This window comes from Pseudomonas sichuanensis (genome assembly GCF_003231305.1).
GTDB lineage: Bacteria > Pseudomonadota > Gammaproteobacteria > Pseudomonadales > Pseudomonadaceae > Aquipseudomonas > Aquipseudomonas sichuanensis.
Window position 1 is genome coordinate 1 of sequence record NZ_QKVM01000039.1, and the last position, 23,193, is coordinate 23,193.

The window sequence follows — 23,193 nt, forward strand, 5'->3', positions numbered from 1 at the left end:
TGCACCCCCCGCTCCCACAAGTCGTTTATGACATCGAGAAACCGCTGATGGACCAACCCACCGCCCAACCCGCCTACGTACTGCACAGCCGCCCCTACAAGGAAACCAGCGCCCTGGTGGATTTCCTCACGCCCCAGGGGCGGGTGCGTGCGGTACTGCGCCGTGCGCGGGGCAAGGGTGGCAGCCTGGTGCGGCCGTTCGTGCCATTGGAAGTGGAACTGCGCGGGCGTGGTGAGCTCAAGACCGTATGGCGCCTGGACAGCAGCGGCATCGCGGCCTGGCTGCATGGCGATGCGCTGTTCAGCGGCCTCTACCTCAACGAACTGCTGATGCGCCTGTTGCCCGCCGAAGCACCGCAGCCAGCGCTGTTCGAGCACTACACCCTGACCCTGCAAGCCCTGGCCGCCGGCCGACCGCTGGAGCCGCTGCTGCGCTCGTTCGAATGGCGATTGCTGGACGAACTGGGTTACGCCTTCTCGCTGGAACATGACGTGAATGACGACCCAGTCGTCGCCGAGGGCCTTTATCGCTTGCAGGTGGATGCCGGCCTGCAACGGGTCGAGCTGTTCCAGCCCGGGTTGTTCAAGGGCACCGAGTTGCAGGCCCTGGCCCAGGCCGACTGGGATTTCCCCGGCGCCTTGCTCGCCGCCAAGCGCCTGATGCGTCAGGCCCTGGCGGTGCACCTGGGGCCCAAGCCACTGGTCAGCCGGGAACTGTTTCGCAAGCGCTGATCAGCACGTATGCTGTGGCCCTCAACTTTCAGGAGTGCCCCTTCGTGACTCACAGCAACCGCATGCTTCTCGGCGTCAACATCGACCACGTGGCGACCCTGCGCCAGGCCCGGGGCACCCGCTATCCAGACCCGGTCAAGGCCGCGCTGGACGCCGAGGAAGCGGGCGCCGACGGCATCACCGTGCACCTGCGTGAAGACCGCCGGCACATCCAGGAACGCGATGTGCTGGTGCTCAAGGACGTGCTGCAGACCCGCATGAACTTCGAGATGGGCGTCACCGAAGAGATGATGCTGTTCGCCGAGAAGATCCGCCCGGCGCATATCTGCCTGGTCCCGGAAACCCGTCAGGAGCTGACCACCGAAGGTGGCCTGGACGTGGCCGGCCAGGAGGCGCGGATCAAGGCTGCGGTCGAGCGCCTGTCGCGCACCGGCGCCGAAGTGTCGCTGTTCATCGATGCCGACGAGCGCCAGATCGAGGCCTCGCGTCGGGTGGGTGCACCGGCCATCGAACTGCACACCGGCCGTTACGCCGATGCCGAGACGCCGACCGAGGTGGCCGAAGAGCTCAAGCGCATCGTCGATGGCGTGGCGTTCGGTATTGGCCAGGGGCTGATCGTCAACGCAGGCCACGGGCTGCATTACCACAACGTCGAAGCCGTCGCCGCGATCAAGGGCATCAACGAGCTGAACATCGGCCATGCGCTGGTGGCCCATGCGCTGTTCGTCGGCTTCAAGGCCGCCGTGGCCGAGATGAAAGCGCTGATCGTCGCCGCTTCGCGCTGATCTTCGCGGGCCAATCGCCGGCAAGCCGGCTCCCACAGTTATAGCGCTAGCCTCAGGTCCTGCGCTGTGCCTGTGGGAGCCGGCTTGCCGGCGATTGGCCAGTGCAGGTGAAACCGCTATTGGCTCTGAAACAACAGGGTAAAGCGGGTCGGCCCTTCGGCCTTGCTACGTACCTCGACCCGCCCTCCATGCAATTGCATGATCGACTTCACGATCGCCAACCCCAGCCCGGTCCCGCCCTCAAGCCGTGACCGCCCGCTGCCTGCCCGGTAGAAGCGCTCGAACAGGTGCGGCAGATGCGCCTCGCCGATTCCAGCCCCCTGATTCTCCACCCAGACCCCGACTTCATCCCCCAGCCGCTCGATCCCCACGCTAACCTTTTGCCCCTCCGGGCTATGCCGTATCGCATTGCTCAGCAGGTTCGACAGCGCCCGCTGGAACATCAGCCTGTCCGCCAAGGCCGTCCCCCAGCCCTGCAGCTCCAGGCTGATGCCCTTGAGTTCGGCGCTGAAGGCAAACAGCTCACTCACCCGGGCCACCTCGTCGGCCAGTGCCACCGGCTGCAGCGCAACCTGGCTCTGCGGCTGGCTGACCTGGGCGAGGAACAGCATGTCGTTGATGATGCGGTTGAGCCGGGTCAGCTCTTCGACACTGTCCTCCAGCGCTTCACGGTACTTGTCGCCATCACGCTCGCGGGCCAGGGTCACCTGGGCCTTGCCCATCAGGTTGCCGATCGGCGTGCGCAGTTCGTGGGCCAGGTCGTCGGAGAACTGCGACAACTGGCGCACGCCCTGATCGAGGCGGTCGAGCATGACGTTGATCGCCCGGGCCAGGTCGGCCAGCTCGGTCGGCAGGCCATCCACTGGCAAGCGGTGGTCGAGATCCTGGGCCGACACTTGCCCGGCGATGCGGCGAAAGTGACGCAGCGGGCGCAGGTCGCGCTGTACCAGTTTCCAGGCCGCGATGCCGATCAGCAGCAGCAGCAGCGGCAAGGCGAGCAGGGTCGAATGCAGATAGGCCTGCAGCAGGGCGTTGTCGTCGCTGCGGTTGAGCGACATCAGCACATTCACCGGGGTGTCGTCGCGCAGCAACATCAGGCGGCTGGCGGTGAGCACTTCGTTGCCCTGATCGTCGCGCCATTCGTGGAACACCAGCCGGGGGCTCGCGGCCATTTCCAGCAGGTGCCGGGATTGCAGGGCCGGGCCAAGGCTGAGCAGGGCCGGGTGACGGCCGCTGGTGGCCATGACGCTGAGGCTCAGGTTGTCATGGCCCATCACCAGGTCGAGCAGCGGATGGGCGCGGGTGCCCAGGTCGTCGCTGCGCAGGTCCACCCGCAGGTTGTGCTCCACCTGCAGCATCTTGCGCGCCAGGTCCTTGCGCGCCCGGCTGTCCAGCTCGTGGTCGAGGGCGAACACCGCCAGGGTGGCCAGCAGCAGCACCAAGGCTGCGCCCATCAGGGTGACGGTCAGGCCGAGGCGCAGCGACAGGGTTGCGCGCTTCACGCCCGCGCCTCGAGCACATAGCCGACGCCACGCAGGGTGTGGATCAGCTTGTCCTCGAAGGGATCGTCGATCTTCGCCCGCAGGCGGCGGATCGACACCTCGACCACGTTGGTGTCGCAATCGAAGTTCATGTCCCACACCAGCGAAATGATCTGCGTGCGCGACAGCACTTCGCCGCTCTGGCGCATCAGCAGGTGCAGCAGGGCGAACTCCTTGGCGGTCAGGTCGATGCGCTGGCCGCCGCGGAAGGCGCGGTGGCGGCCGGGGTCGAGCTCGAGGTCGGCGACTTTCAGGGTGCTCGGTTGCAGGCGCTGGTCGTTGCGCCGCAGCAGGCTGCGGATACGTGCCAGCAGCTCGGGGAATTCGAAGGGTTTGAGCAGGTAGTCGTCGGCGCCCAGGTCCAGGCCCTTGACCCGATCGGCCAGGCGGCCGTGGGCAGTGAGCATCATGATCCGGGTGGACGACTCGGCGCGCAGGCGCTGCAGCACGCTCCAGCCATCGAGCTCGGGCAGGTTGACGTCGAGGATCACCAGGTCGTAGGGCTGCTGGCGGGCCAGGTGCAAGCCGTCGGTGCCGGTATGGGCGCAGTCGACCACGTAGCCGTTCTCGCGCAGGCCTTGCTGCAGGTAGTCGGCGGTACGGGGTTCGTCCTCGATGATCAGTAGGCGCATGGTGGGCTCGGGTTACGGAAAGGGGGCGATTCTCGACCCTGTAGTGACATCAGGGTCAAGCGGTGAGGATGTTACTGGATGCGAATGGATAAACGGCGGGGATAACGGATTTGTAATACGCGGGTCATGTGCGTGACAGGCCTGGCCTCATCGATCTGGTGGGAGCGGGCTTGCCCCGCGATGAGGCCGCCTTGCAGGACTGTAATCTGCGCCTCACCTTGGCGTTAGCTGCCCCTTGCGATGATGGCCCTGTCGATACGGTTATCACGAGGCAAGCACGATGAACCTGAGCAAATACCTGCTGCTGGCGATCCTCGCCCTGGGCAGCACCAGCGTTTTCGCCGAGGGTGGCGCGGAGCGTTCCAAGCAGTTCTGGCAGGCGTTCCGCGAGGACCAGGCGCGCCTGCACGGCGACAAGCAAGAGGCCGTGGCCGAGCGCGAGCGCAAAGCCGAAGAAAAGGCCCGTGAGCTGGCCAAGGATTGAGTAGCCACCACCTGCGTCGCGACAGCTCCTCGGCGCAGGTGTATTCAGGCGCCCCTTCAGGGTAATGCCGGTCTGGGGCCGCTTTGCGGCCCTTCGCGGGTGAACCCGCTCCCACAGGATTGCGCAAAGCCTCAAGCTGGCGCAAAACCTGTGGGAGCGGGTTCACCCGCGAAGGGCTGCAAAGCAGCCCCAACAAGTGCGATGAAGCGCTAACTGACTGGCATTACCCTTACTAGGGCGCCTTTTTTATTTGCGCGCCAGCAGCGTGGCGCGGCGGGGGGCCGGCAGGCCTTCGACGGTCTTGCCGTGGTCGTTCGGGTCGAGGAAGTCGCCCAGCGACTGGTAGCGCATCCACTCGGTGCTGCGCTGCTCCTCGACGCTGGTGACGCTGACATCGACGCAGCGCACATCGCTGAACCCGGCGCGGCGCAGCCAGCGCTCCAGCGCCGGCACCGAAGGCAGGAACCACACGTTGCGCATCTGCGCATAACGGTCCTCGGGCACCAGCACCTGGTTTTCATCGCCCTCGATCACCAGGGTTTCCAGCACCAGCTCGCCACCTTTGACCAGGCAGTCCTTGAGCGCCAGCAGGTGCTCGATGGGCGAACGGCGGTGGTAGAACACGCCCATGGAGAACACCGTGTCGAAACCTTCCAGGTTGGCCGGCAGCTCCTCCAGGGCGAACGGCAGGTGCCAGGCCGGCAAGTCCGGCAGGTACTGCTGCACCGCCTGGAACTGGCAGAAGAACAGCCAGTTGGGGTCGACCCCGATGACCATGTCGGCACCGGCGCCGAGCATGCGCCACTGGTAGTAGCCGTTGCCGCAACCCACGTCGAGCACGCGCTTGCCCTTAAGGTCCAGGTGCGGGGCGACCCGCGACCATTTCCAGTCCGAGCGCCATTCGGTGTCCACGTGCACGCCGAACAGATCGAACGGCCCCTTGCGCCAAGGCGACAGCCCCATCAAGGCCTGGCGCATCTGCTCCCGGGTGGCGTCGTCGCAGTCGCAGTCCAGGCGCAGGCCGTCGACCAGGTCGATTTCGCTGGGCGTCAGTTGCGGCAGCGCTTCGAGCGCGCCGCGCCAGCGGTCGAGGTCGCCGTGGCCCTTCTCCAGCTTGGTTTGCAGTTGTGCCTGCAGGCCTTGGGACCAGGTGGCGAGGGGCGTGCCCGCCAGGCGGCGGACGAGGGGAGACAGATCGATCATGGCAGGGCTATCAGCGAGGCAAAGTTAAGGCATTGGAACCAGGGCACGACCTTGGAGAAGCCGGCGGCGCGCAGGCGCTCGGCATGGGTTTCCAACGTATCGGGCTTCATCACGTTTTCGATGGCGCTGCGCTTCTGGGCGATTTCCAGTTCGCTGTAGCCATTGGCCCGCTTGAAGTCCAGGTGCAGGTCGTTGAGCAGTTGCTGTTGCTGGTCGTCGGCGAAGCGCAGTTTCTCCGAGAGGATCAGCGCACCGCCCGGCAGCAGGGCCTGGCGAATGCGGCCGAGCAACGCCAGGCGCTGTTCGGGGGCAATGAACTGCAGGGTGAAGTTCATCGCCACCACCGAGGCGGGCTCGAACGGCAACGACAGGATGTCGGCCTCCAGCACCTGCACCGGCAACAGCTCCTGGAACATCGAGTCCTGGGCCGTGAGGTACTGGCGGCAGCGCTCGACCATGGCCGCGGAGTTGTCCACCGCAATCACCCGGCAACCCTCGGTGCGCACGTGCCGGCGCAGGGCCTGGGTCACCGCGCCCAGCGAGGCGCCGAGGTCGTACAGCGCGGTATTCGGTTGGGCGAAGCGCGCGGCCAGCACGCCGAGGTTCTCGACGATGGTCGGGTAACCGGGCACCGAGCGCTTGATCATGTCCGGGAACACTTGCACCACGTCCTCGTTGAACACGAAGTCGGGTACCTGCTCCAGGGGCTGGGCGAAAAGGCGGTCGGGTTGTTTGCTCACGAAGGGTCCGGGCGGCTGGCAATCTACAGGGGCGGCATTCTAGCCAAACCACGGCAAGCTTGCATGACTGGCTGACCGGCGCCGCTGGCTCACTTGACCCGAATGGCGCAATCGAAGGTCTGCACCGGGCGCACTTCCGGGGCCCAAGGCTGCTGGTAGACCAGGATCAGGTGGCCCTCGCCGGCGGCCTTGGCCTGGAAGCGCCAGGTGGAGATCCCGCCGCTGCCGACGATACCGGCTTCCTCGGGGGTGCTGTACACCTCGGGGCCGAGGGCGCGCAGGATTTCCGAGGCCGGGTTCTGCAACAGCCAGCGGTAACCGGTGCTGGGGTTGCTGGGCAGGGTGAGGGTCATGTTCTGGCCGACCTGCAGGCGCGTCGGGCATTCGCTTTCGGCGTCCAGTTCGACGGTGCGTTGCGGCTGTTGCGCGCAGGCGGTCAGCAGGGCGAGGCTCAGGGGAACGAGCAGACGAGGGAGAGTCATGTTGGCTCCGGAGGCTGAAGTTGCCTGAGGATAACCGAAGTTGTGCTGCCTGTGCCGGCCTCATCGCGGGGTAAGCCCGCTCCCACAGATCATGGCACCTGTGGGAGCGGCGGTGCGCCGATGCGACTTGCCCCGCGATCGGGATCGGTCAGAACAACACTTTCGCAACGTCGGCAAAGCGCTTGGCGAAGTGCACGGTCAGCCCGTCCTTCAGATACTCCGGCAACTCGGCGAAATCGCCACGGTTGGCCTCGGGCAAGATCAGCTCGAAGATTTTCTGCCGCCGCGCGGCAATCACCTTCTCGCGCACGCCGCCAATCGGCAGCACCTGCCCGGTCAGGGTCAACTCGCCGGTCATGGCCACACCTTTTTTCGGCACCTGGTCACGGGCCAGCGACAACAGCGCGCTGGCCATGGTCACACCGGCGCTGGGGCCATCCTTGGGGGTGGCGCCTTCGGGCACGTGCAGGTGAATGAAGGCCTCGTTGAAGTAGCCCGGCGTGCCACCGAACTGCTTCAGGTTGGAGCTGACATAGCTGTAGGCGATTTCCGCCGACTCCTTCATCACATCCCCCAACTGGCCGGTGAGCTTGAGGCCGCGGTTGAGGGTGTGGATGCGCGTGGCCTCGATCGGCAGGGTGGCGCCGCCCATGCTGGTCCAGGCCAGGCCGGTGATCACGCCCTTGCCGGCCAGCACCTGTTCGCTGCGGAACACCGGCATGCCGAGGGCTGGTTCCAGCTCCTTGGTGCCGATCTTCAATTTGGCGTCCGGGTCTTCCAGGAGTTTGACCACCGCCTTGCGCACCAGCTTGCCCAGTTGTTTCTCCAGCTGGCGCACGCCGGCCTCGCGGGCATAGCCCTCGATCACCGTACGCAGCGCGCTGTCGCTGATGCTCAGGCTGCGCTTCGAGACACCGGCCTTTTCCAACTGCTTGGGCCACAGGTGGCGCTTGGCGATGGCCAGTTTTTCTTCGGTGATATAGCCGGACAGGCGAATCACTTCCATGCGGTCGAGCAGCGGCCCGGGGATCGAGTCCAGGGTGTTGGCGGTGCAGACGAACAGCACTTTGGACAGGTCCAGGCGCAGGTCCAGGTAATGGTCGAGGAAGTCGACGTTCTGCTCGGGGTCGAGGGTTTCCAGCAGCGCCGAGGCGGGGTCGCCCTGATAGCTCTGGCCCATCTTGTCGATCTCGTCGAGCATGATCACCGGGTTCATCACCTCGACCTCCTTCAGCGCCTGCACCAGCTTGCCCGGCTGGGCGCCGATGTAGGTGCGGCGGTGGCCCTTGATCTCGGCCTCGTCACGCATGCCACCGACGCTGAAGCGGTAGAACGGCCGGCCGAGAGATTCGGCGATGGACTTGCCGATGCTGGTCTTGCCCACCCCGGGCGGGCCCACCAGCAACACGATCGAACCACTGATCTCGCCTTTCCAGGCGCCCACGGCAAGGAATTCGAGGATGCGTTCCTTGATGTCATCAAGCCCGGCGTGGTGGCGGTCCAGCACCTTGCGTGCGTGCGCAAGGTCGAGCTTGTCGTCGCCATACACGCCCCAGGGCAGGGCGGTGGCCCAGTCCAGGTAGTTGCGGGTGACGGCGTATTCCGGCGAGCCGGTTTCGAGGATGGCCAGCTTGCCCATCTCTTCGTCGATGCGTTTTTTCGCCTGCTCGGGCAGGGTCTTGTCTTGCAGGCGTTGCTGGAACTGCTCGACATCGGCGCTGCGGTCGTCCTTGGTCAGGCCCAGCTCCTGCTGGATGACCTTGAGCTGTTCCTTGAGGAAGAATTCGCGCTGGTGCTCACCGATCTGCCGATTCACCTCGGCGGAAATCTCGTTCTGCAGGTGCGCGACTTCGACCTCCTTGCGCAACATCGGCAGCACTTTCTCCATGCGCTTGAGCATGGGCACGCAGTCCAGCACTTCCTGCAGCTGGCTGCCGGTGGCGGAGGTGAGCGCGGCGGCGAAATCGGTGAGCGGCGACGGGTCGTTGGGGCTGAAGCGGTTGAGGTAGTTCTTCAGCTCTTCGCTGTACAGCGGGTTGAGCGGCAGCAGCTCCTTGATCGCGTTGATCAGCGCCATGCCGTACGCCTTCACCTCATCGGTGGGCTGCGCCGGCTGGTGCGGGTATTCGACTTCGACCAGGTAGGGCGGGCGGTGGTGCTTGAGCCAGGTACGGATGCGCACCCGGGTCAGGCCCTGGGCGACGAACTGCAGCTTGCCGCCTTCGCGGCTGGCGTGGTGCACCTTCACCAGGGTGCCGTACTGGGGCAGGGCTTTGGTGTCGAAGTGGCGGTGGTCTTCGGCCGGGGTGTCCATGAAGAACAGCGCCAGCGAGTGGTGCGGAGTCTTGGCCACCAGGTCGAGGGTTTCGGCCCAGGGCTCTTCATTGACGATCACCGGCAGCACTTGCGCGGGGAAGAACGGACGATTGTGGATCGGGATCACGTAGACCTTGTCCGGCAGCTGCTGGCCGGGCAGGGCGAGGTGGTGGCCGGCGCCGGTCGCGTGGTCGGGGTGTTCGACTTCGCTGTGTTCGTCGGGGCGGTCCGGGAAATCCTGCTGGTCGCTCATGGGGCACCTGCGTGAATGGCTATGGTGCTTAGATGGGGCAGTGGGGGGCAGGTTTCAATGGTAGACGAAGGGGGAGGCTCAGGGCCCGTTTTGGCCCTTTCGCGGGTGAACCCGCTCCCACAGGTACTTCGCTGCCTTGAGGGCGGCGCAATACCTGTGGGAGCGGGTTTACCCGCGAAAGCGGTGATGGCTTCACCACCGCATTGCAGGCTTACTCGGCGAGTTTGTAAGCGATGATGTAATCGCCCATGCGGGTGCCCAGCGAGCCATGGCCGCCGGCGGTCACCAGCACGTACTGCTTGCCGTCCTTGCCGGTGTAGGTCATCGGCGTGGCCTGGCCGCCTGCCGGCAGGCGGGCTTTCCACAGCTCTTCACCGTTCTTCACGTCATAGGCGCGCAGGTACTGGTCCAGGGTGCCGCTGAGGAAGCCCACGCCACCGGCGGTGACGATCGAGCCGCCCATGCTCGGTACGCCCACCGGCATGCCGATCGGTACCGGGGTGCTGTCACGGGTGGTGCCGTTCTTGTGCTTCCACACCACTTTGTTGGTGAACAGGTCGATGGCGGCCACATAGCCCCAGGCCGGGGCCTGGCACGGCACGCCCAGCGGCGACATGAACGGGTGCATGGTCACGGCATACGGCGCGCCGGTGTTCGGCTGCACGCCGCTGGTCTCGCTTTCGCGCTTGCTGCCTTCGGCAACCTGCTCACGCGGCACCATCTTCGACACGAAGGCCATGTAGTTGGGCGAGGTGAACAGCAGCTGACGCACCGGGTCGACCGACACGCTGCCCCAGTTGAACACGCCGACGTTGCCCGGGTAGACCAGGCTGCCCTGCTCGGACGGCGGGGTGTACTGGCCTTCGTAGCGCAGGCTGCGGAACTGGATGCGGCAGAGCATCTGGTCGAACGGCGTGGCGCCCCACATGGCCTGTTCGGTCAGGTCGGGGCCGAGCAGGTTGAGGTCGGAGCGGGCCTGGGTCGGTGCGGTGTGGTCGCCCTTGACCGCGCCTTGCGGTACCGGGATCTCGCGGATCGGCACGATCGGCGTGCCGTCGCGGCGGTCGAGCACATACAGGCTGCCTTGCTTGGTCGGCACGATGACCGCGGGCTTGACGCCGTCGTCGGTCTTCAGGTGGACCAGGGTCGGCTGGCTGCCGACGTCCATGTCCCACAGGTCATGGTGGGTGAACTGGTAATTCCAGCGTGCCTTGCCGGTGGCCAGGTCCAGGGCGACGATGCCGGCGCTGTACTTCTCGGCGCCCGGGGTGCGGTCGGCGCCCCACTGGTCGGGGGTCTGGTTGCCCAGCGGCAGGTAGATCATGCCGAGGTCTTCATCGACGCTGGCGATCGACCACATGTTGGCCGAATTGCGGCTGTAGAACTTGCCGTCGGCCAGGGGCTTGGTGTCGTCCGGGTTGTTGCTGTCCCAGTTCCACACCAGGTGCCCGTCGTGCACGTCATAGGCGCGGATCACGCCGGACGGCTCGTTGGTCGACTCGTTGTCGGTCACGTGGCCGCCGATGATCACCAGGCTGCGGGTGATCGCCGCCGGCGAGGTGGAGTAGTAGCCACCGGCGGTGAACGGGCCGATGCCGCGGGTCAGGTCGATCACGCCCTGGTTGGCGAAGCCTTCGCAGACCTTGCCGTTGTCGGCGTTGATGGCGATCAGGCGGGCGTCGGCGGTCGGCAGGTAGAGGCGGCGCGGGCAGGCCTGGGCCACGGCCTGGCCTGCGTCGGTGATTTTCGGTGCGGGGCTGCCGTCACGGCTGACGTAGCTGTTCTCGTCGTAGTAGGAGACGCCACGGCAGGTCATGTGGGCGAAGCCCTTGAAGGTGCCGGTAGGGCTCTTGACCTGCGGGTCGTAGCGCCAGATCTCGGCGCCGGTGTCCGGGTCCAGGGCCAGCAGCCTGCTGTGGGCGGTGCAGGCATAGAGCATGCCGTTCACTTTCAGCGGGGTGTTCTGGTTGGTCAGCTCGACCGGGTCGTTCTCGGTCGGCAGGTCACCGGTGCGGATGCGCCAGGCTTCTTCCAGGCGGTACGCATTCTGCGGGGTGATCTGGCGCAGCGGCGAGTAGCGATCGCCGTGTTCGGTACGGCCGTAGGCCTGCCATTCACCGTCCGGCATGGCCGGTGCGGCGCTGCCCATTTCGCTGTCGTCGCGGGTGAACGCGCCACGAATTTCGCCCGGGTGGGTGAACTGGCTGGCCACGGCGGTGGCGCCGGAAGCGACCACGGCCACGCTGAGCAGGGCGGTGTTGATCTTGGCTGCCGGGCCGACCAGCGGGCGACGCGCCCACGGCAGCAGCAGCACCACGCCGATGGCGAACCAGATGGCCAGGCGTGGCACCAGCTGCCACCAATCCAGGCCGACTTCCAGCAGGGCCCAGACCGTGCTGCCCAGCAGCACCAGGCCGTACAGGCCCAGGGCGATGCGGCGCTTAGCCAGCAGCAGGATGCCGGACAGGGCGAAGCCGATCCCGGCGATCAGGTAGTAAAGCGAGCCGCCCAGCTGGCTCAGCTTGATGCCGCCGGCCAGCAGGGCCAGGCCCATCAGCAACAGCAGCACGCCCATCAGGCGCGGTAGCCAGCGGGTTCCATTGTTGGCACCGTCAGTGCTCATCGTCTGTTCTCCGTAGAGTGGAAGGGGAGGTTAGAAAGTGCTCTGGATCTTCAGGCCACCGATCAGCGCGTCATCGACGTGCGACACGCCGCCCGGGTGGCGGATGTACTGCAGGTTCGGGCGCACGGTGAGCCAGTTGGCCAGGTGGATGCCGTAATAGAGTTCGGCGCTGTATTCGGTGTCCTGCACGGGCAGGTAACCAGGGTTGTCGTAGTCGTAGAGACCGGCGGCCTGGTTGATGAGGCGGGCGTTCTTGCGGTAACCGGGGTTGACGTGCACACGGGCCAGGGCGAAACCGATGTCGTCCTTGGCGCGGGCGTCGAACGGCCCTTTGTAAACCACACCTGCCTGTACATAGTTGTCGATGGCATTGGTCTTCTTGTCGTGCACCGTGGCATTGGCGAACAGGCTCAGGCCACGCGACTGGTCGGACGCCTGCGCGCTCACCTGCTGCTGCACGCCGAGCCACAGGCCGTGTTTGCTCGAGCTGCTGCGGTAGGCGGCGCCGCTGATGGCGGCCGGGGCGCCGTTGCTGTCCTTCAGAACATCCTGTGCCTTGGCATTACTGTAGTAGTAGCCGGCGCGATATTCCCCTTTCAGGCCATTGAGCCGCGGGCTCCACACCAGTTCGACCGGCATCACCGCGCCTTGCGTGCCGCTGCCGCTGAGCTTGAAGCCGTTGCCCGATTCGAGGTTGGACGGGTTCTGCTCGAACACGCCGACCTGGGCATAGAGTTCGTCGTTCAGGTTGTAGCGTACGCGCAGCGCCCACTGGCTGACCGGCCAGTTGTACCAGATGCCACCCACCCAGTTGCCGACCTGCGAGCCGCAGAACGCCAGGTTCTGGAAGTCGCAGGGGAAGCTGTTGAAGTCTTCGCCTTCGCCGAAGCGGCCGAATTTCACATCCAGCGCACCGTCGAAGTACTTCTGTTTGATCCACATCTGCGTCAGCCGCCAGGTTTCGCCACGGCCCCAGACTTCCTGGGCCGAGGTGAAGCCGCCGACGCGTGGGTCGTTGATGCGGTCGTTGCTGATGTTGTCGCCGTGACGTTCGGTCACGGTCAGCTGGAACTCGGTGTCGTGCCAGCCGAGGATCTTCTGCAGGTCCATGTTCACGCCGAAGGTGAACTGGTCGCTGTAGCGTGCGGCGCGGTCGTGGCTGTAGCCACCGTGCAGGTTGCTGCCCATCTCGCCGGTGTAGCCGAGGGTGAAGTCGTAGCCCTTTTCCAGCAGTTCGGTGCGGGTGCCGCCCCAGTCGCCGAGCATCCAGGGGGAGTCCTTGGCGAACAGTTCGCTGGCGCTGGTGGTGGGGGACAGGCTGCCGAGCAGGGTGGCAACGGCGAGTCCGGCGTAGCGGGTAGTGGGCAACTGGAGCATGAGATAGCGCTATCTTTTGATTGTTGAAGAAACGGCAAGCGCAACGAGGCGTGGGAGCATCGAAGGGAAAAGGCTGCGAAAGGTATTCGGTGAAGCGATTCAGCTTGCGGCGGGGAGGATATAGGGGAAGTTGTAAGAAAAAAAGACAAAATGTCGCAGGGGATTGTTGCTGAGGGGGTAACAGTCGGGGCCATCGCGGGGCAAGCCCGCTCCCACAGTTCAATTTGTGGGAGCGGGCTTGCCCCGCGATAGGCTTAGAAGGTCGTGCGCAAACCAACCTCCACACTACGCCCGGGCGCCGGCGCGATATCCCGCAGGATCGAACTGGCATAACGCACCGTCTGGTCGGTCAGGTTCTCCCCCCGCACAAAGGCCAGCCACTGGCTCTGGCCGATATCGAAGCGATAGCCAAGGCTGGCACCCAGGGTGGTGTAACCCTCGGTACTGGTTTCATTGGCCGGTTTGCGGTGCTGCGAAGCGGCATGCTGCACGTCGACCCGCGCCTGCCAGCGATCCAGTTCCCACACCAGCCCGCTGTTCAGGCGCAAAGGCGCGATGCGCGGCAGTGGCTCGCCGCTGTCGAGGTTCTTCGCCCGGGTGTAATCGCCCGAAAGCTCCAGGGCGAAACTACCGTAGCGGTTCTCCAGCAACTGCCAACGGTCCTGGGCCTCGATGCCATAGAAGCGCGCACGCACGCCCTGGTACTGGTACTCGGGGAAGCCTTCGTGCTCATGGTCATGATCATGATCTTCGTCATGGCCATGATCGTGCCCCTCGCGCAGGTTGCCGGTACCGATCAGGCCGATGTAGTTGCGAAAGTGGCTGTAGAACACGCCGACGCTGCCCTTGTGGGTGCCATTGTCGAAGCGCAGGGCCAGGTCGCCGGAGATCGCCTTCTCTTTGTTCAGGCTGGCGTCACCCACTTCATAGGCGCCGGTGGCGACGTGGGCGCCGTTGGCGTACAGCTCGTAGAACGTCGGGGCGCGCTCGGTGTAGCCCAGGTTGGCGGCCAGCGCCCACACCGGGTCGAGCTGGTAGACGGCGCCGGAAGAGAGGCTGAAGGCGTTGAAGCTGCTGGCGCTATCAGCAGCGGCGAAAGTTTCGTTGCCCTTGGCATCGGGGTCGACGCGGGTGTGCTCCAGGCGGGCGCCCAGGCTCAGGTTCAGGCGCTGGGTGGCCTGCCATTGTTCGAGCATGAACAGCGCCAGGCTGTCGGTGTCGGTGTGCGGGACGAATGCTTCTTCACCCAGGGCAGAGAATTCGTTACGGCTGACCTGTGCGCCGATCACCCCCTCGACCGGGCCGAGCGGCTGGTGCCGCGCTTCGATGCGTGCCTCGTAGCCTTTGTTCTTGAAGGTGGTATGCACTTCGCCGCTTTCGATCTCGCGGTGCTGGTAGTCGGTGTAACCGGCATCGAGCTTGACCGAGCTGAACGGGCCGTCGAGGTCGCGCAGCTCCGAGGCGAAGCCGTAGTGGTCCTGTTGCATGTCCAGGCGCACACCGGGCTCGGCCACCGAGCCGTAGTTGCTGTCGTAGCGGCTGTAGGACAGGCCGGTATAGCCGTGGTCCCAGTGGTAGCTGCCGCCGATTGCGCCACCGTCCTGGCGGCCGTCGCTGTTTTCCAGGCGATGCTTGCTGCCGGGCTCGTCGGCGTCGCGCACCTTCGAGCTGCGCGCATAACCGGGGATGCGCAGGTCGTTGAACTGGCGGCTGTTGGCATCCAGGTGCAGGGCGAAGGCGCCGTTGCCGGCTTCCAGCTTTCCGGCGCTGCTGCGGGTGGTGTCGGCGCCGCCGTAGCGCAGCTCACCGGCGCCGTGGATGCCGTCGATGGGGGCGTCGGGGATGCGGTTGTCGAAGGTGTTGACCACACCGCCGATGGCGTTGCCGCCGTATAGCAGGGCGGCCGGGCCACGAACGATCTCGACCCGTTCGACGGTGACCGGGTCCAGCGGCACGGCGTGGTCATAGGACAGCGACGAGGCGTCCAGGGCGCCGACGCCGTTGCGCAGGATGCGGATACGGTCGCCGTCCAGGCCACGGATCACCGGGCGGCTGGCGCCGGGGCCGAACCAGGTGGAGGCGACGCCGGGTTGCTTGTTCAGGGTTTCGCCCAGGCTGCCGTGCTGCTGTTGCAGCAGCGCGTCGCCTTCGAGCACGGTGCTGGGGGCGGCCAGTTGCGCGTTGCCCAGCGGGTTGGCGGTGATCACCTGGGGTTGCAGCTCGACGGCGTGGCTTGCGGGCGAGGCCAGCCACAGCGCGACGGCGAGGGGGGAGAGGCGCAGGGGGATGTGACGCATGGGGTGGGGCGTTCCTTGGCAGAAATGTTTATAGTTACTTTATAACATTTCATCACAAGCTGTTCGGTACTGGCCAGTACTTTGTGGAATGGCGTGGTTGTCTGTAGGAGCTGCCTTGTGCCGCGAAAGGGGCGCGCAGCGGCCCCAGGATCGTGGCCATGGCACAAATCGCCGGGGCTGCTTTGCAGCCCTTTCGCGACACAAGGCCGCTCCTACCCGGGGAGCGCGCATACCCCTCTACACTCGTGTAAGGTGCGCACCTTCCCGAACCTGGAGCACTGGCATGAGCACGGCCCAACACAATGCACTGCACGGCAAGACCCTCGAGCAGATCCTCACCGAGCTGGTGGCGCACTACCAATGGCAGGGCCTGGCCGAGCGCGTCGATATCCGCTGCTTCAAGAGCAACCCGACCATCAAGTCGAGCCTGACCTTCCTGCGCAAGACGCCCTGGGCACGGGAGAAGGTCGAGCTGCTGTATGTGAAGCTGCAGCGCAAAGGCTGATGCCGCGCCGCCCCTGGCTGACGCTCGCCGCCGTGCTCGGCTGGGCGGGCCTGACGATCCAGCTGTACCTGGTGCTGTGGGCGCGCTGGCAGGCGCAGGCCAGCCTGATTGGCGGGCTGGTCAACCTGTTCTGTTTTTTCACCGTGCTGAGCAACACCCTGGCGGCCACGGTATTGAGCCATGCCGCGTTCGGTCGCGAGTCGGCGGCCAGGCGCTGGTTCCTTTCACCCGCGGTCAGTTCGTGCATCGCCGCCAGCATCGTGCTGGTGGGCCTGGCCTACAGCCTGCTGTTGCGCCACCTCTGGCAACCCCAGGGTTGGCAATGGTTGGCGGACGAGCTGCTGCACGATGTGATGCCGGTGCTGTTCTTCCTGTATTGGTGGTTCGAAGTGCCGAAGGGGCAACTGCGGCTGTGGCACCTTGCGCTGTGGGCGCTGTATCCGGGGCTGTATTTTGCGTTCGTGCTGTTGCGCGGGCATGAAATCGGGGTCTATCCGTATCCCTTCATCGATGTGGCGCGGTTGGGGTATGGGCAGGTGATGGTCAATGCCCTGGGGGTGCTGGCGGGGTTCTGGGGGATCGGGTTGGTATTGCTGGGGCTGGATCGGTGGCGCAGGCCTTCATGACATTGTTGGTGTTATCGCGGGGCAAGCCCGCTTCCACGCTGATACACCCTTGGACTGCCTCCAAGAAGTTGGACACCAATCCACCCCTTAGGAGTAGTCCACAGCGTGGGAGCGGGCTTGCCCCGCGATAATGCAGTACTGGCAACCTTATTCGTCGTCGGCTGTACCATCCGCGCGCCAGTAGGCGGCAGCCTTGAGCGCATCGTCCGGCACGCCCTTTTCCAGCAGCAATGCCTTGGCCTGGCGGGTCAGGGATTTCTCCAGCGCCACCCAGCCGTACAACCGGCCATCTGGCAACGCCAGGTGTTTCACCCGCTCCAGCAGGTCTTCGGCATGCCGGCGCACCCAGATCACCTCGACCTGCGCCTTGCTCGGCAGTGGCTGGCGTTCCTGTTCATCTTCGATCTGGATCACCGCCAGCACCTGGCGCCCCGCCGGCAGCTCTTCCAGGCGCCGCGCAATGGCCGGGATCGCCGTTTCATCGCCAATCAGCAGGTAACTGTCGAAAATATCCGGCACTACCATCGAGGCGCGTGGCCCGGCGATGTCCAGTGTCTGCCCCGGCGCGGCCTGGGCGGCCCAGGTCGACGCCGGGCCGTCGCCGTGCAGGACGAAATCGATGTCCAGTTCCAGGTTCGCCAGGTCGATGCGCCGTGGCGTGTATTCGCGCATGGTCGGCCGAGCGCCGCCGTCGCGGCCCAGGTTGCGCGCATCGATGGCCACCTGCTCCTCGGGCGTGCAGGCAAACAGCAGCTTGATGTGATCGTCCGTGCCGACACTGGTGAAACCGGCCAGCTCGGCGCCGCCGAGGGTGACGCGGCGCATGCGCGGCGTCAGGTCGGTGACCCGCAGCACGACAAGGCGGCGCTGGCGGATCTCATGGTTGACGCGATGAATGGTGTCGCTCATGGGGTGTTCTCCGTAACGGCCGGCCCGGAGGCGATGGCCTTGGCGGTGTCGTTGAGCAGGGTGCGTACCCGCTCGATCTCGTCGGGCGTCCAGCGGCCGCTGTGCATGTGCAGGGCGTGGCGCAGGTTGCCGACGGCTTCATGGATTTCGGCGGGGCGGTCATGGCCGCGCAGGGCACGTTTGCTCACTTCGATGCGCATGCGCACGCCGTCGAGGGCGACCGCTTGCTCGGCCAGGGCATTGCGACCGGCATCGGTGATGGCGTACAGGCGCTTGCTGCCCTGGATCTGGCCGCTGATCAGCTCGGCTTCTTCGAGGTAGCTCAGGGTTGGGTAGATCACGCCGGGGCTTGGGCAGTAGCTGCCGTCGAACAGGTTCTCGATCTGGCGGATCAGGTCGTAGCCATGGCCAGGCTGCTCGGCCAGCATCGACAGCATCAGCAGTTTCAGGTCGCCCGGGGCGAATACCCGCGGGCCGCGCTCGCCGCGGCCAGGGCGGCGTTCGAAGGGGTCATGGGAGGAATGATCGCGCATGGCGCAGGGGCTCCGTCTGTTTCGATATATCGCAAGATATTACTCAAGATATATCTAAAGACAAGCCTTCAAATGCAGATGATTATCATCTAGTTGCTCGATAGGTCATTGCGCTGTGCCGGTTGCAATGCCACCTGCGGTGCCTTGCACGCATTGGGATTGTTCGGTTCCAGGTACGGCATGAGGATCGGCGCCATGCCCTTGAGCACCTGCACCGGCAGTGCCGAAGTGAAGGTGAAGGCTTCGGCCGTGCGCCCCGGCACGAAGGCGGTGAGGGTGCCGAAGTGGTTGTCGCCGAGGAAGAACACGAAGGTGGCGGTGCGGTTGAGCGAGCGCGAGCCGATCAGCCGGCCACCGGCGCCGAAGCTTTCGATGCGGTTGTCGCCGGTGCCGGTCTTGCCACCCATCACCAGCGGCGTGCCGTCGTGCAGCTTGAAGCTGCCCGAGATGCGCCGTGCAGTACCGGCGTCCACCACCTGCGACATCGCGCCCTTGAGCGCCCGGGCCACCTCCACCGGGAGGATCCGCTGGCCACGGTCGGGGTCGCTGAGCAGCTGGGTTTCGTAAGGCGTGCCCTGGGCGAAGTGCAGGGTGTCGATGCGCAGGGTCGGCAGGCGCACGCCGTCGTTCTGGATGATGCCGACCAGCTCGGAGAGCGCGGCCGGGCGGTCGCCGGAGCTGCCGATGGCGGTGGCCAGGGATGGCACCAGATGGTCGAATGGGTAACCCACGCGCTTCCAGCGCTGGTGGATGTCGAGGAACGCCTCGATCTCGACCATGGTGCGGATGCGGCTGTCGCGGGCGCCCTGGTGGCGGCTCTTGAACAACCAGCTGTACACCTCCTGGCGCTCGAAACGGCTGGCGTTGAGGGTGTCCTTGAGCGAAGCGCCGGGGTTCTTCAGCAGGTAGCCGAGCATCCACAGGTCCAGCGGGTGGACCTTGGCGATAAAGCCCTGGTCGGGCAGGTCGTACTTGCCCGGCCCATAGGCTTCGTACATTTCCACCAGGCGGCTGTCGGTGAGCTTGGCCATGGCGATCTTGTCGTCCTTGCTGTGGGCCCTGACAAAGGCGTTGAAGGTTTCCTGGCCCGATTCTGGGAACAGGTAGCGGTGCACCGCCGCCAGGCGTTGCGGGGTGACGCGCATGCTGTCGAGGAAGGTATCCAGGCGCTGTTGCGAGGTCTTGCGCTGGTACTTCTTCCAGAATCGCATCATGTAGTTGCTGCCTTCGCGGTCGGCGAAGCGCGCCAGGTATTCCTGGCGCCGTGGGTCGCTGTCGTCCCTTAGCAGCGGTTCGCGGTTGAACGGCTGCTGGTAGGTGACGTAGCGCACCAGGTCGCGCATCAGGCGAATGAACGGCAGGTTGATCGATTCGCGCAGGGCATCCTTGAGCGTCGGGTTGCGGTTGTTGTCTTCCTTGCGGAAGTTGTTGAACACGTGCATGCCGCCGCCGGTGAAGAACGCCTCGCCGGTATTGGCCGAGTACTTGCGCTCCAGGGCCGCGTCGAGCATGGCATCGAGGCTCTGGTTCTTCTGGTTCTGCATCAGCCATTCCAGCGACCACTGGCTGATGCGGTCGAGTTCGGCCACCGGCACCTTCTTCAGCTCGGCGGGCGGCTTGCCGGCGTACTTGTCGTGCAGCTCGGCGATGATTTCCAGGTAGGTGGTCAGCACGCGCAACTTGGCGGTGGAGCCCAGTTCCAGCTTGCTGCCCTCGTTGATGTCGAAGGGCTGGTTGGTGCTGTCGGTCTGCACCCGCACCCGCGAGCCGTCGCCGGTGCGCTCGAACAGGGTGAAGCTGTAGCTGACCTGGTCGGTGGTCTTGCTGGTGAGCAGGCGTTCGCCGATCAGGCCCATCTGCGCGGCGAACGCCGGGTCGGCGAGGTTCTTCAGGTACTGGCTGACCTGCATGTTCAGGTCGGCCTGCAGGGTGCTGGTGGCCGACAGGTCGAGGCGGTCGAGGTCGTACAGCGGGCGGTTGAGCATGGCTGCCAGGCGGTTGCGGGCCAGGCTGATGCCCTTGTTAGTGATGATCGGCACGATGGTCGGCTGGGCCACCCAGTCGCGGTACACCGCCTTGCTGGCCAGGGCCGCGTCGGCCAGCGGGCGCTCGACGATGCCGTTGGCGGCGAGCACGCGGATGTGCGCGTCGGTGAGCTCGGCAAGCTCCAGGCGGCCCTTGGACAGGTAATGCGAGGGCCGGCGCTGGGCAATCATCAGCGACAGCACCTGGCGCAGGGCCAGGCCGCGCTCGGCCAGGCTCTTCTCGTCGCTGGCGGTGGAAACGAGTGCTTGGTTGACCTGGTCGAAATCGGCGCCGTACCACACGCGCAGGCCCTCGGCCATGCCATGCACCTCACCGTGCCCGGGCACCGCCGACAGTGGCACACTGTTGAGGTAGTCGCGCACGATGCGTTCGCGCGCTTCGGTGGTGTCCGGCCCGCCCTGGTAGGCGCGCACGCTGGCCGAAATCATCTGGCGGATCTTCTCGGCGCCGGACACGGTCAGGCCGTCCGGCGAATGTCGGTATTTTTCCAGCTGGGTGGCCAGGGTGCTGCCGCCGGCGGATTGGCCGGGCAGCGCCAGGTACTTGGCCACCTGGCTGTAGGCGGCCTTGGCGAAGCGCGGCCAGTCCACCGCCGGGTTGCTCTTCGGGTCCGCAGGGTCGAGCAGTTCGCGGTTTTCGATGAACAGCAGGCTGTTGACCATCACCGGCGGGATCGCCGCGAAGTTCGGGTACAGGTGCTGTGGGTAGTTGTACTGATAGAGGGTGTCGCCGCGGCAGTCGGTGATCGACAGCCCGGCCTGGATCTTCTCGACATAGGGCACGAACAGACCATGCTCGGCATAGCTCATCAGCGCCGGGGAGAAGCGCACCTGCTGGTTGATCAGGTAGTCGCGCTTGAGCAGGCGCGGCAGGAACTCGCCCAAGGCGCTGTAGCCCAGGCGTTTGTCGAAGGGGCCGTCACCGGGGTAGACGATGGCGTCGCTGGGGCCGGGGTCGAGCTGGTAGGTGAGGGTGCTGGCCAGTTTGCTGAATTCGCGCGATTGCAGGCGCGACGTCTGGATCTCCTGCCAGGCGGCGTAGCCCACGGCCGCGATGGCGACGATCAGGATCAGCAGGATCAACCGCCACCACAGATGGCGCTGGCGCGCAGGTTTTGGCGGTGGGGTTTCAGCCTGGGGTGCTTTGGGTGCTTCCGTACTGCTTGGTTCCGATTGCCACAGTGCGCCCATAGTCTTGAGTCCGGCCAGGTATTTTCGCGTTGCTTGTCTGAAGCTTAGACGTTGGTCGGCTTTGGTGAAAAATTTGTAGGAGGCTTCGAAAGTGTCTGTATGAACATGCGCCTTTGGTGCGACTTCCATTCTTCGGCAATGTTGCTAAGGTAGCTGCCCCATTCCTGTGCATGGGCACTGAAGGGCGGTGATGCCCCTCCGTGAAGGGCGTTATGGCCGAGAATTCTCGCCAAATTTCCTGCTTTATATAGTGAAAAGCCCTGCATGTGGCTTCCTATACTGCTCGGCCCCTTCGCCCTGCCCGCAACCCGCGCGGCAGACAGGCCGGCCCACAAGGCCGCCTGGCAAGACGACGTTGCGCCTATCGGCGCGGCCGGTGCTGCACGAAGGTCAAATCCAATAACAAAATGAGGTTGTATTGCTATGCCAGTCGGCAACCATCCTGCCCACGGTGAGTCCGCCCAAGGCGGCCCGCTCAAGCGCGAACTGGGCGAACGGCACATCCGTCTGATGGCCCTCGGCGCCTGTATCGGCGTCGGCCTGTTCCTCGGTTCGGCCAAGGCCATCGAAATGGCCGGCCCCGCCATCATGCTGTCCTACATCATCGGTGGCCTGGCCATCCTGGTGATCATGCGCGCCCTCGGCGAAATGGCCGTGCACAACCCGGTCGCAGGCTCCTTCAGCCGCTACGCCCAAGACTACCTCGGCCCGCTGGCGGGCTTTCTGACCGGCTGGAACTACTGGTTCCTGTGGCTGGTGACCTGCGTTGCCGAAATCACCGCAGTGGCCATCTACATGGGCATCTGGTTCCCCGATGTGCCGCGCTGGATCTGGGCGCTGATGGCCCTGGGCAGCATGGGCGCGATCAACCTGATCGCGGTCAAGGCGTTCGGCGAGTTCGAGTTCTGGTTTGCCCTGATCAAGATCGTCACCATCATTGCCATGGTGCTCGGCGGCATCGGCGTGATCGCGTTCGGCTTCGGCAATGACGGCGTGGCCATGGGCATTTCCAACCTGTGGAGCAACGGCGGCTTCATGCCCAACGGCGTGACCGGCGTGCTGATGTCGTTGCAGATGGTGATGTTCGCCTACCTGGGCGTGGAAATGATCGGCCTGACCGCCGGCGAAGCGCGCAACCCGCAGAAGACCATCCCCCAGGCCATCGGTTCGGTGTTCTGGCGCATCCTGTTGTTCTACGTGGGCGCGCTGTTCGTGATCCTGTCGATCTACCCGTGGAACGAAATCGGCAGCCAGGGCAGCCCGTTCGTGATGACCTTCGAGCGCCTCGGCATCAAGACCGCCGCCGGCATCATCAACTTCGTGGTGATCACCGCCGCGCTGTCGTCGTGCAACGGCGGCATCTTCAGCACCGGGCGCATGCTCTACAGCCTGGCGCAGAACGGCCAGGCCCCGGCCACCTTTGCCCGCACCTCGAAGAGCGGCGTGCCGCGCAATGCGCTGCTGCTGTCGATCGGCGCGCTGCTGCTGGGCGTGCTGGCCAACTACCTGGTGCCGGAGAAGGTGTTCGTCTGGGTGACCTCGATCGCCACCTTCGGCGCGATCTGGACCTGGGTGATGATCCTGCTGGCGCAGCTCAAGTTCCGTGCCGGGCTGTCCACTGCCGAGCGCAACGCGCTCAAGTACCGCATGTGGCTGTGGCCGCTGAGCTCGTACCTGGCGCTGGCGTTCCTGGTACTGGTGGTGGGGCTGATGGCGTACTTCGAGGAGACCCGCGTGGCGCTGTACATTGGCCCGGCGTTCCTGGTGCTGCTGACGGCGCTGTACTACAGCTTCCGCCTGGCGCCGAAAGAGGCGCAGGCGCCGGTACCGGCGTCGAACTGATCGGCAGCGCTCCAAGCGCCGGAAGGTGCCCCAATCGCTGAACGGGGCAGGGGCACCCTCCGGCCGATGCGCATCCGA

At 65.3% G+C, this 23,193-nt stretch carries 18 protein-coding genes; 6 read left to right on the forward strand and 12 right to left on the reverse strand.

Annotated elements, in window-relative coordinates; translation table 11 throughout:
* The first annotated feature begins 47 nt into the window (after positions 1 to 47).
* On the forward strand, positions 48 to 731 hold the full coding sequence (gene recO, locus DM373_RS19320) for a DNA repair protein RecO (RefSeq protein ID WP_110995149.1): 684 nt from the start codon (positions 48 to 50) through the stop codon (positions 729 to 731).
* Between the two features lie 62 nt (positions 732 to 793).
* On the forward strand, positions 794 to 1,516 hold the full coding sequence (gene pdxJ, locus DM373_RS19325; protein WP_374045877.1) for a pyridoxine 5'-phosphate synthase: 723 nt from the start codon (positions 794 to 796) through the stop codon (positions 1,514 to 1,516).
* A gap of 116 nt (positions 1,517 to 1,632) precedes the next feature.
* Here pdxJ and DM373_RS19330 read toward each other — a convergent pair whose 3' ends face one another.
* Both DM373_RS19330 and DM373_RS19335 read right to left on the reverse strand, forming a co-directional pair.
* Complete coding sequence (locus DM373_RS19330; protein WP_110995101.1) at positions 1,633 to 3,018, reverse strand: heavy metal sensor histidine kinase; 1,386 nt, start codon at positions 3,016 to 3,018, stop codon at positions 1,633 to 1,635.
* Positions 3,015 to 3,689: a heavy metal response regulator transcription factor gene (locus DM373_RS19335; RefSeq protein WP_110995102.1), complete on the reverse strand. Its 675-nt coding sequence runs from the start codon at positions 3,687 to 3,689 to the stop codon at positions 3,015 to 3,017. The genes DM373_RS19330 and DM373_RS19335 overlap by 4 nt, the downstream gene beginning before the upstream one ends.
* A gap of 280 nt (positions 3,690 to 3,969) precedes the next feature.
* On the opposite strand from DM373_RS19335, the gene DM373_RS19340 reads away from it, so the two are divergent.
* Positions 3,970 to 4,173: a hypothetical protein gene (locus DM373_RS19340; protein WP_110995103.1), complete on the forward strand. Its 204-nt coding sequence runs from the start codon at positions 3,970 to 3,972 to the stop codon at positions 4,171 to 4,173.
* Between the two features lie 246 nt (positions 4,174 to 4,419).
* On the opposite strand, the gene cmoB is transcribed toward DM373_RS19340, so the two are convergent.
* The 7 genes from cmoB to DM373_RS19375 form a co-directional block, all read right to left on the reverse strand.
* Positions 4,420 to 5,376 carry a tRNA 5-methoxyuridine(34)/uridine 5-oxyacetic acid(34) synthase CmoB gene (gene cmoB / locus DM373_RS19345; RefSeq protein ID WP_110995104.1) on the reverse strand — a complete coding sequence of 319 codons (957 nt, stop codon included), beginning with the start codon at positions 5,374 to 5,376 and terminating at the stop codon, positions 4,420 to 4,422.
* Entirely contained in the window at positions 5,373 to 6,116 is a 744-nt protein-coding gene (cmoA, locus tag DM373_RS19350) for a carboxy-S-adenosyl-L-methionine synthase CmoA (RefSeq protein WP_110995105.1), read from the reverse strand. The genes cmoB and cmoA overlap by 4 nt, the downstream gene beginning before the upstream one ends.
* An 89-nt stretch (positions 6,117 to 6,205) precedes the next feature.
* Positions 6,206 to 6,598 carry a protease inhibitor I42 family protein gene (locus tag DM373_RS19355; protein WP_110995106.1) on the reverse strand — a complete coding sequence of 131 codons (393 nt, stop codon included), beginning with the start codon at positions 6,596 to 6,598 and terminating at the stop codon, positions 6,206 to 6,208.
* A 148-nt stretch (positions 6,599 to 6,746) separates the two neighbouring features.
* Positions 6,747 to 9,167 (reverse strand): endopeptidase La, encoded by a 2,421-nt coding sequence (gene lon / locus DM373_RS19360; protein ID WP_110995107.1) that lies wholly within the window; start codon positions 9,165 to 9,167, stop codon positions 6,747 to 6,749.
* A gap of 211 nt (positions 9,168 to 9,378) precedes the next feature.
* On the reverse strand, positions 9,379 to 11,790 hold the full coding sequence (locus DM373_RS19365) for a glucose/quinate/shikimate family membrane-bound PQQ-dependent dehydrogenase (protein ID WP_110995108.1): 2,412 nt from the start codon (positions 11,788 to 11,790) through the stop codon (positions 9,379 to 9,381).
* 30 nt (positions 11,791 to 11,820) lie between these two features.
* Positions 11,821 to 13,167, reverse strand: a complete 1,347-nt coding sequence (locus DM373_RS19370; RefSeq protein ID WP_110995109.1) for a carbohydrate porin — start codon at positions 13,165 to 13,167, stop codon at positions 11,821 to 11,823.
* A 254-nt stretch (positions 13,168 to 13,421) separates the two neighbouring features.
* Positions 13,422 to 15,464, reverse strand: coding sequence for a TonB-dependent receptor (locus tag DM373_RS19375; RefSeq protein WP_110995110.1), 2,043 nt, complete (start codon positions 15,462 to 15,464; stop codon positions 13,422 to 13,424).
* Between the two features lie 283 nt (positions 15,465 to 15,747).
* Here DM373_RS19375 and DM373_RS19380 point away from each other — a divergent pair, with 283 nt between their 5' ends.
* Together DM373_RS19380 and DM373_RS19385 are read left to right on the forward strand one after the other, a co-directional pair.
* Positions 15,748 to 15,969, forward strand: a complete 222-nt coding sequence (locus DM373_RS19380; protein ID WP_110995111.1) for a VF530 family protein — start codon at positions 15,748 to 15,750, stop codon at positions 15,967 to 15,969.
* On the forward strand, positions 15,969 to 16,595 hold the full coding sequence (locus DM373_RS19385) for a Pr6Pr family membrane protein (RefSeq protein WP_110995112.1): 627 nt from the start codon (positions 15,969 to 15,971) through the stop codon (positions 16,593 to 16,595). Before DM373_RS19380 ends, DM373_RS19385 begins: the two co-directional genes overlap by 1 nt.
* Before the next feature lie 147 nt (positions 16,596 to 16,742).
* Here the strand turns inward: DM373_RS19385 and DM373_RS19390 are convergent, their stop codons facing one another.
* The 3 genes from DM373_RS19390 to DM373_RS19400 all read right to left on the reverse strand — a co-directional run bounded on the left by DM373_RS19390 (position 16,743) and on the right by DM373_RS19400 (position 21,273).
* The gene (locus DM373_RS19390) at positions 16,743 to 17,504 is read right to left on the reverse strand and encodes a siderophore-interacting protein (RefSeq protein ID WP_110995113.1); all 762 of its coding nucleotides are present in this window, start codon (positions 17,502 to 17,504) and stop codon (positions 16,743 to 16,745) included.
* Entirely contained in the window at positions 17,501 to 18,037 is a 537-nt protein-coding gene (locus DM373_RS19395; protein ID WP_110995114.1) for a PadR family transcriptional regulator, read from the reverse strand. Before DM373_RS19395 ends, DM373_RS19390 begins: the two co-directional genes overlap by 4 nt.
* An 89-nt stretch (positions 18,038 to 18,126) precedes the next feature.
* On the reverse strand, positions 18,127 to 21,273 hold the full coding sequence (locus DM373_RS19400; RefSeq protein WP_110995115.1) for a transglycosylase domain-containing protein: 3,147 nt from the start codon (positions 21,271 to 21,273) through the stop codon (positions 18,127 to 18,129).
* 423 nt (positions 21,274 to 21,696) lie between these two features.
* On the opposite strand from DM373_RS19400, the gene DM373_RS19405 reads away from it, so the two are divergent.
* The gene (locus tag DM373_RS19405; RefSeq protein ID WP_110995116.1) at positions 21,697 to 23,115 is read left to right on the forward strand and encodes an amino acid permease; all 1,419 of its coding nucleotides are present in this window, start codon (positions 21,697 to 21,699) and stop codon (positions 23,113 to 23,115) included.
* The last annotated feature ends 78 nt before the right edge of the window (positions 23,116 to 23,193 follow it).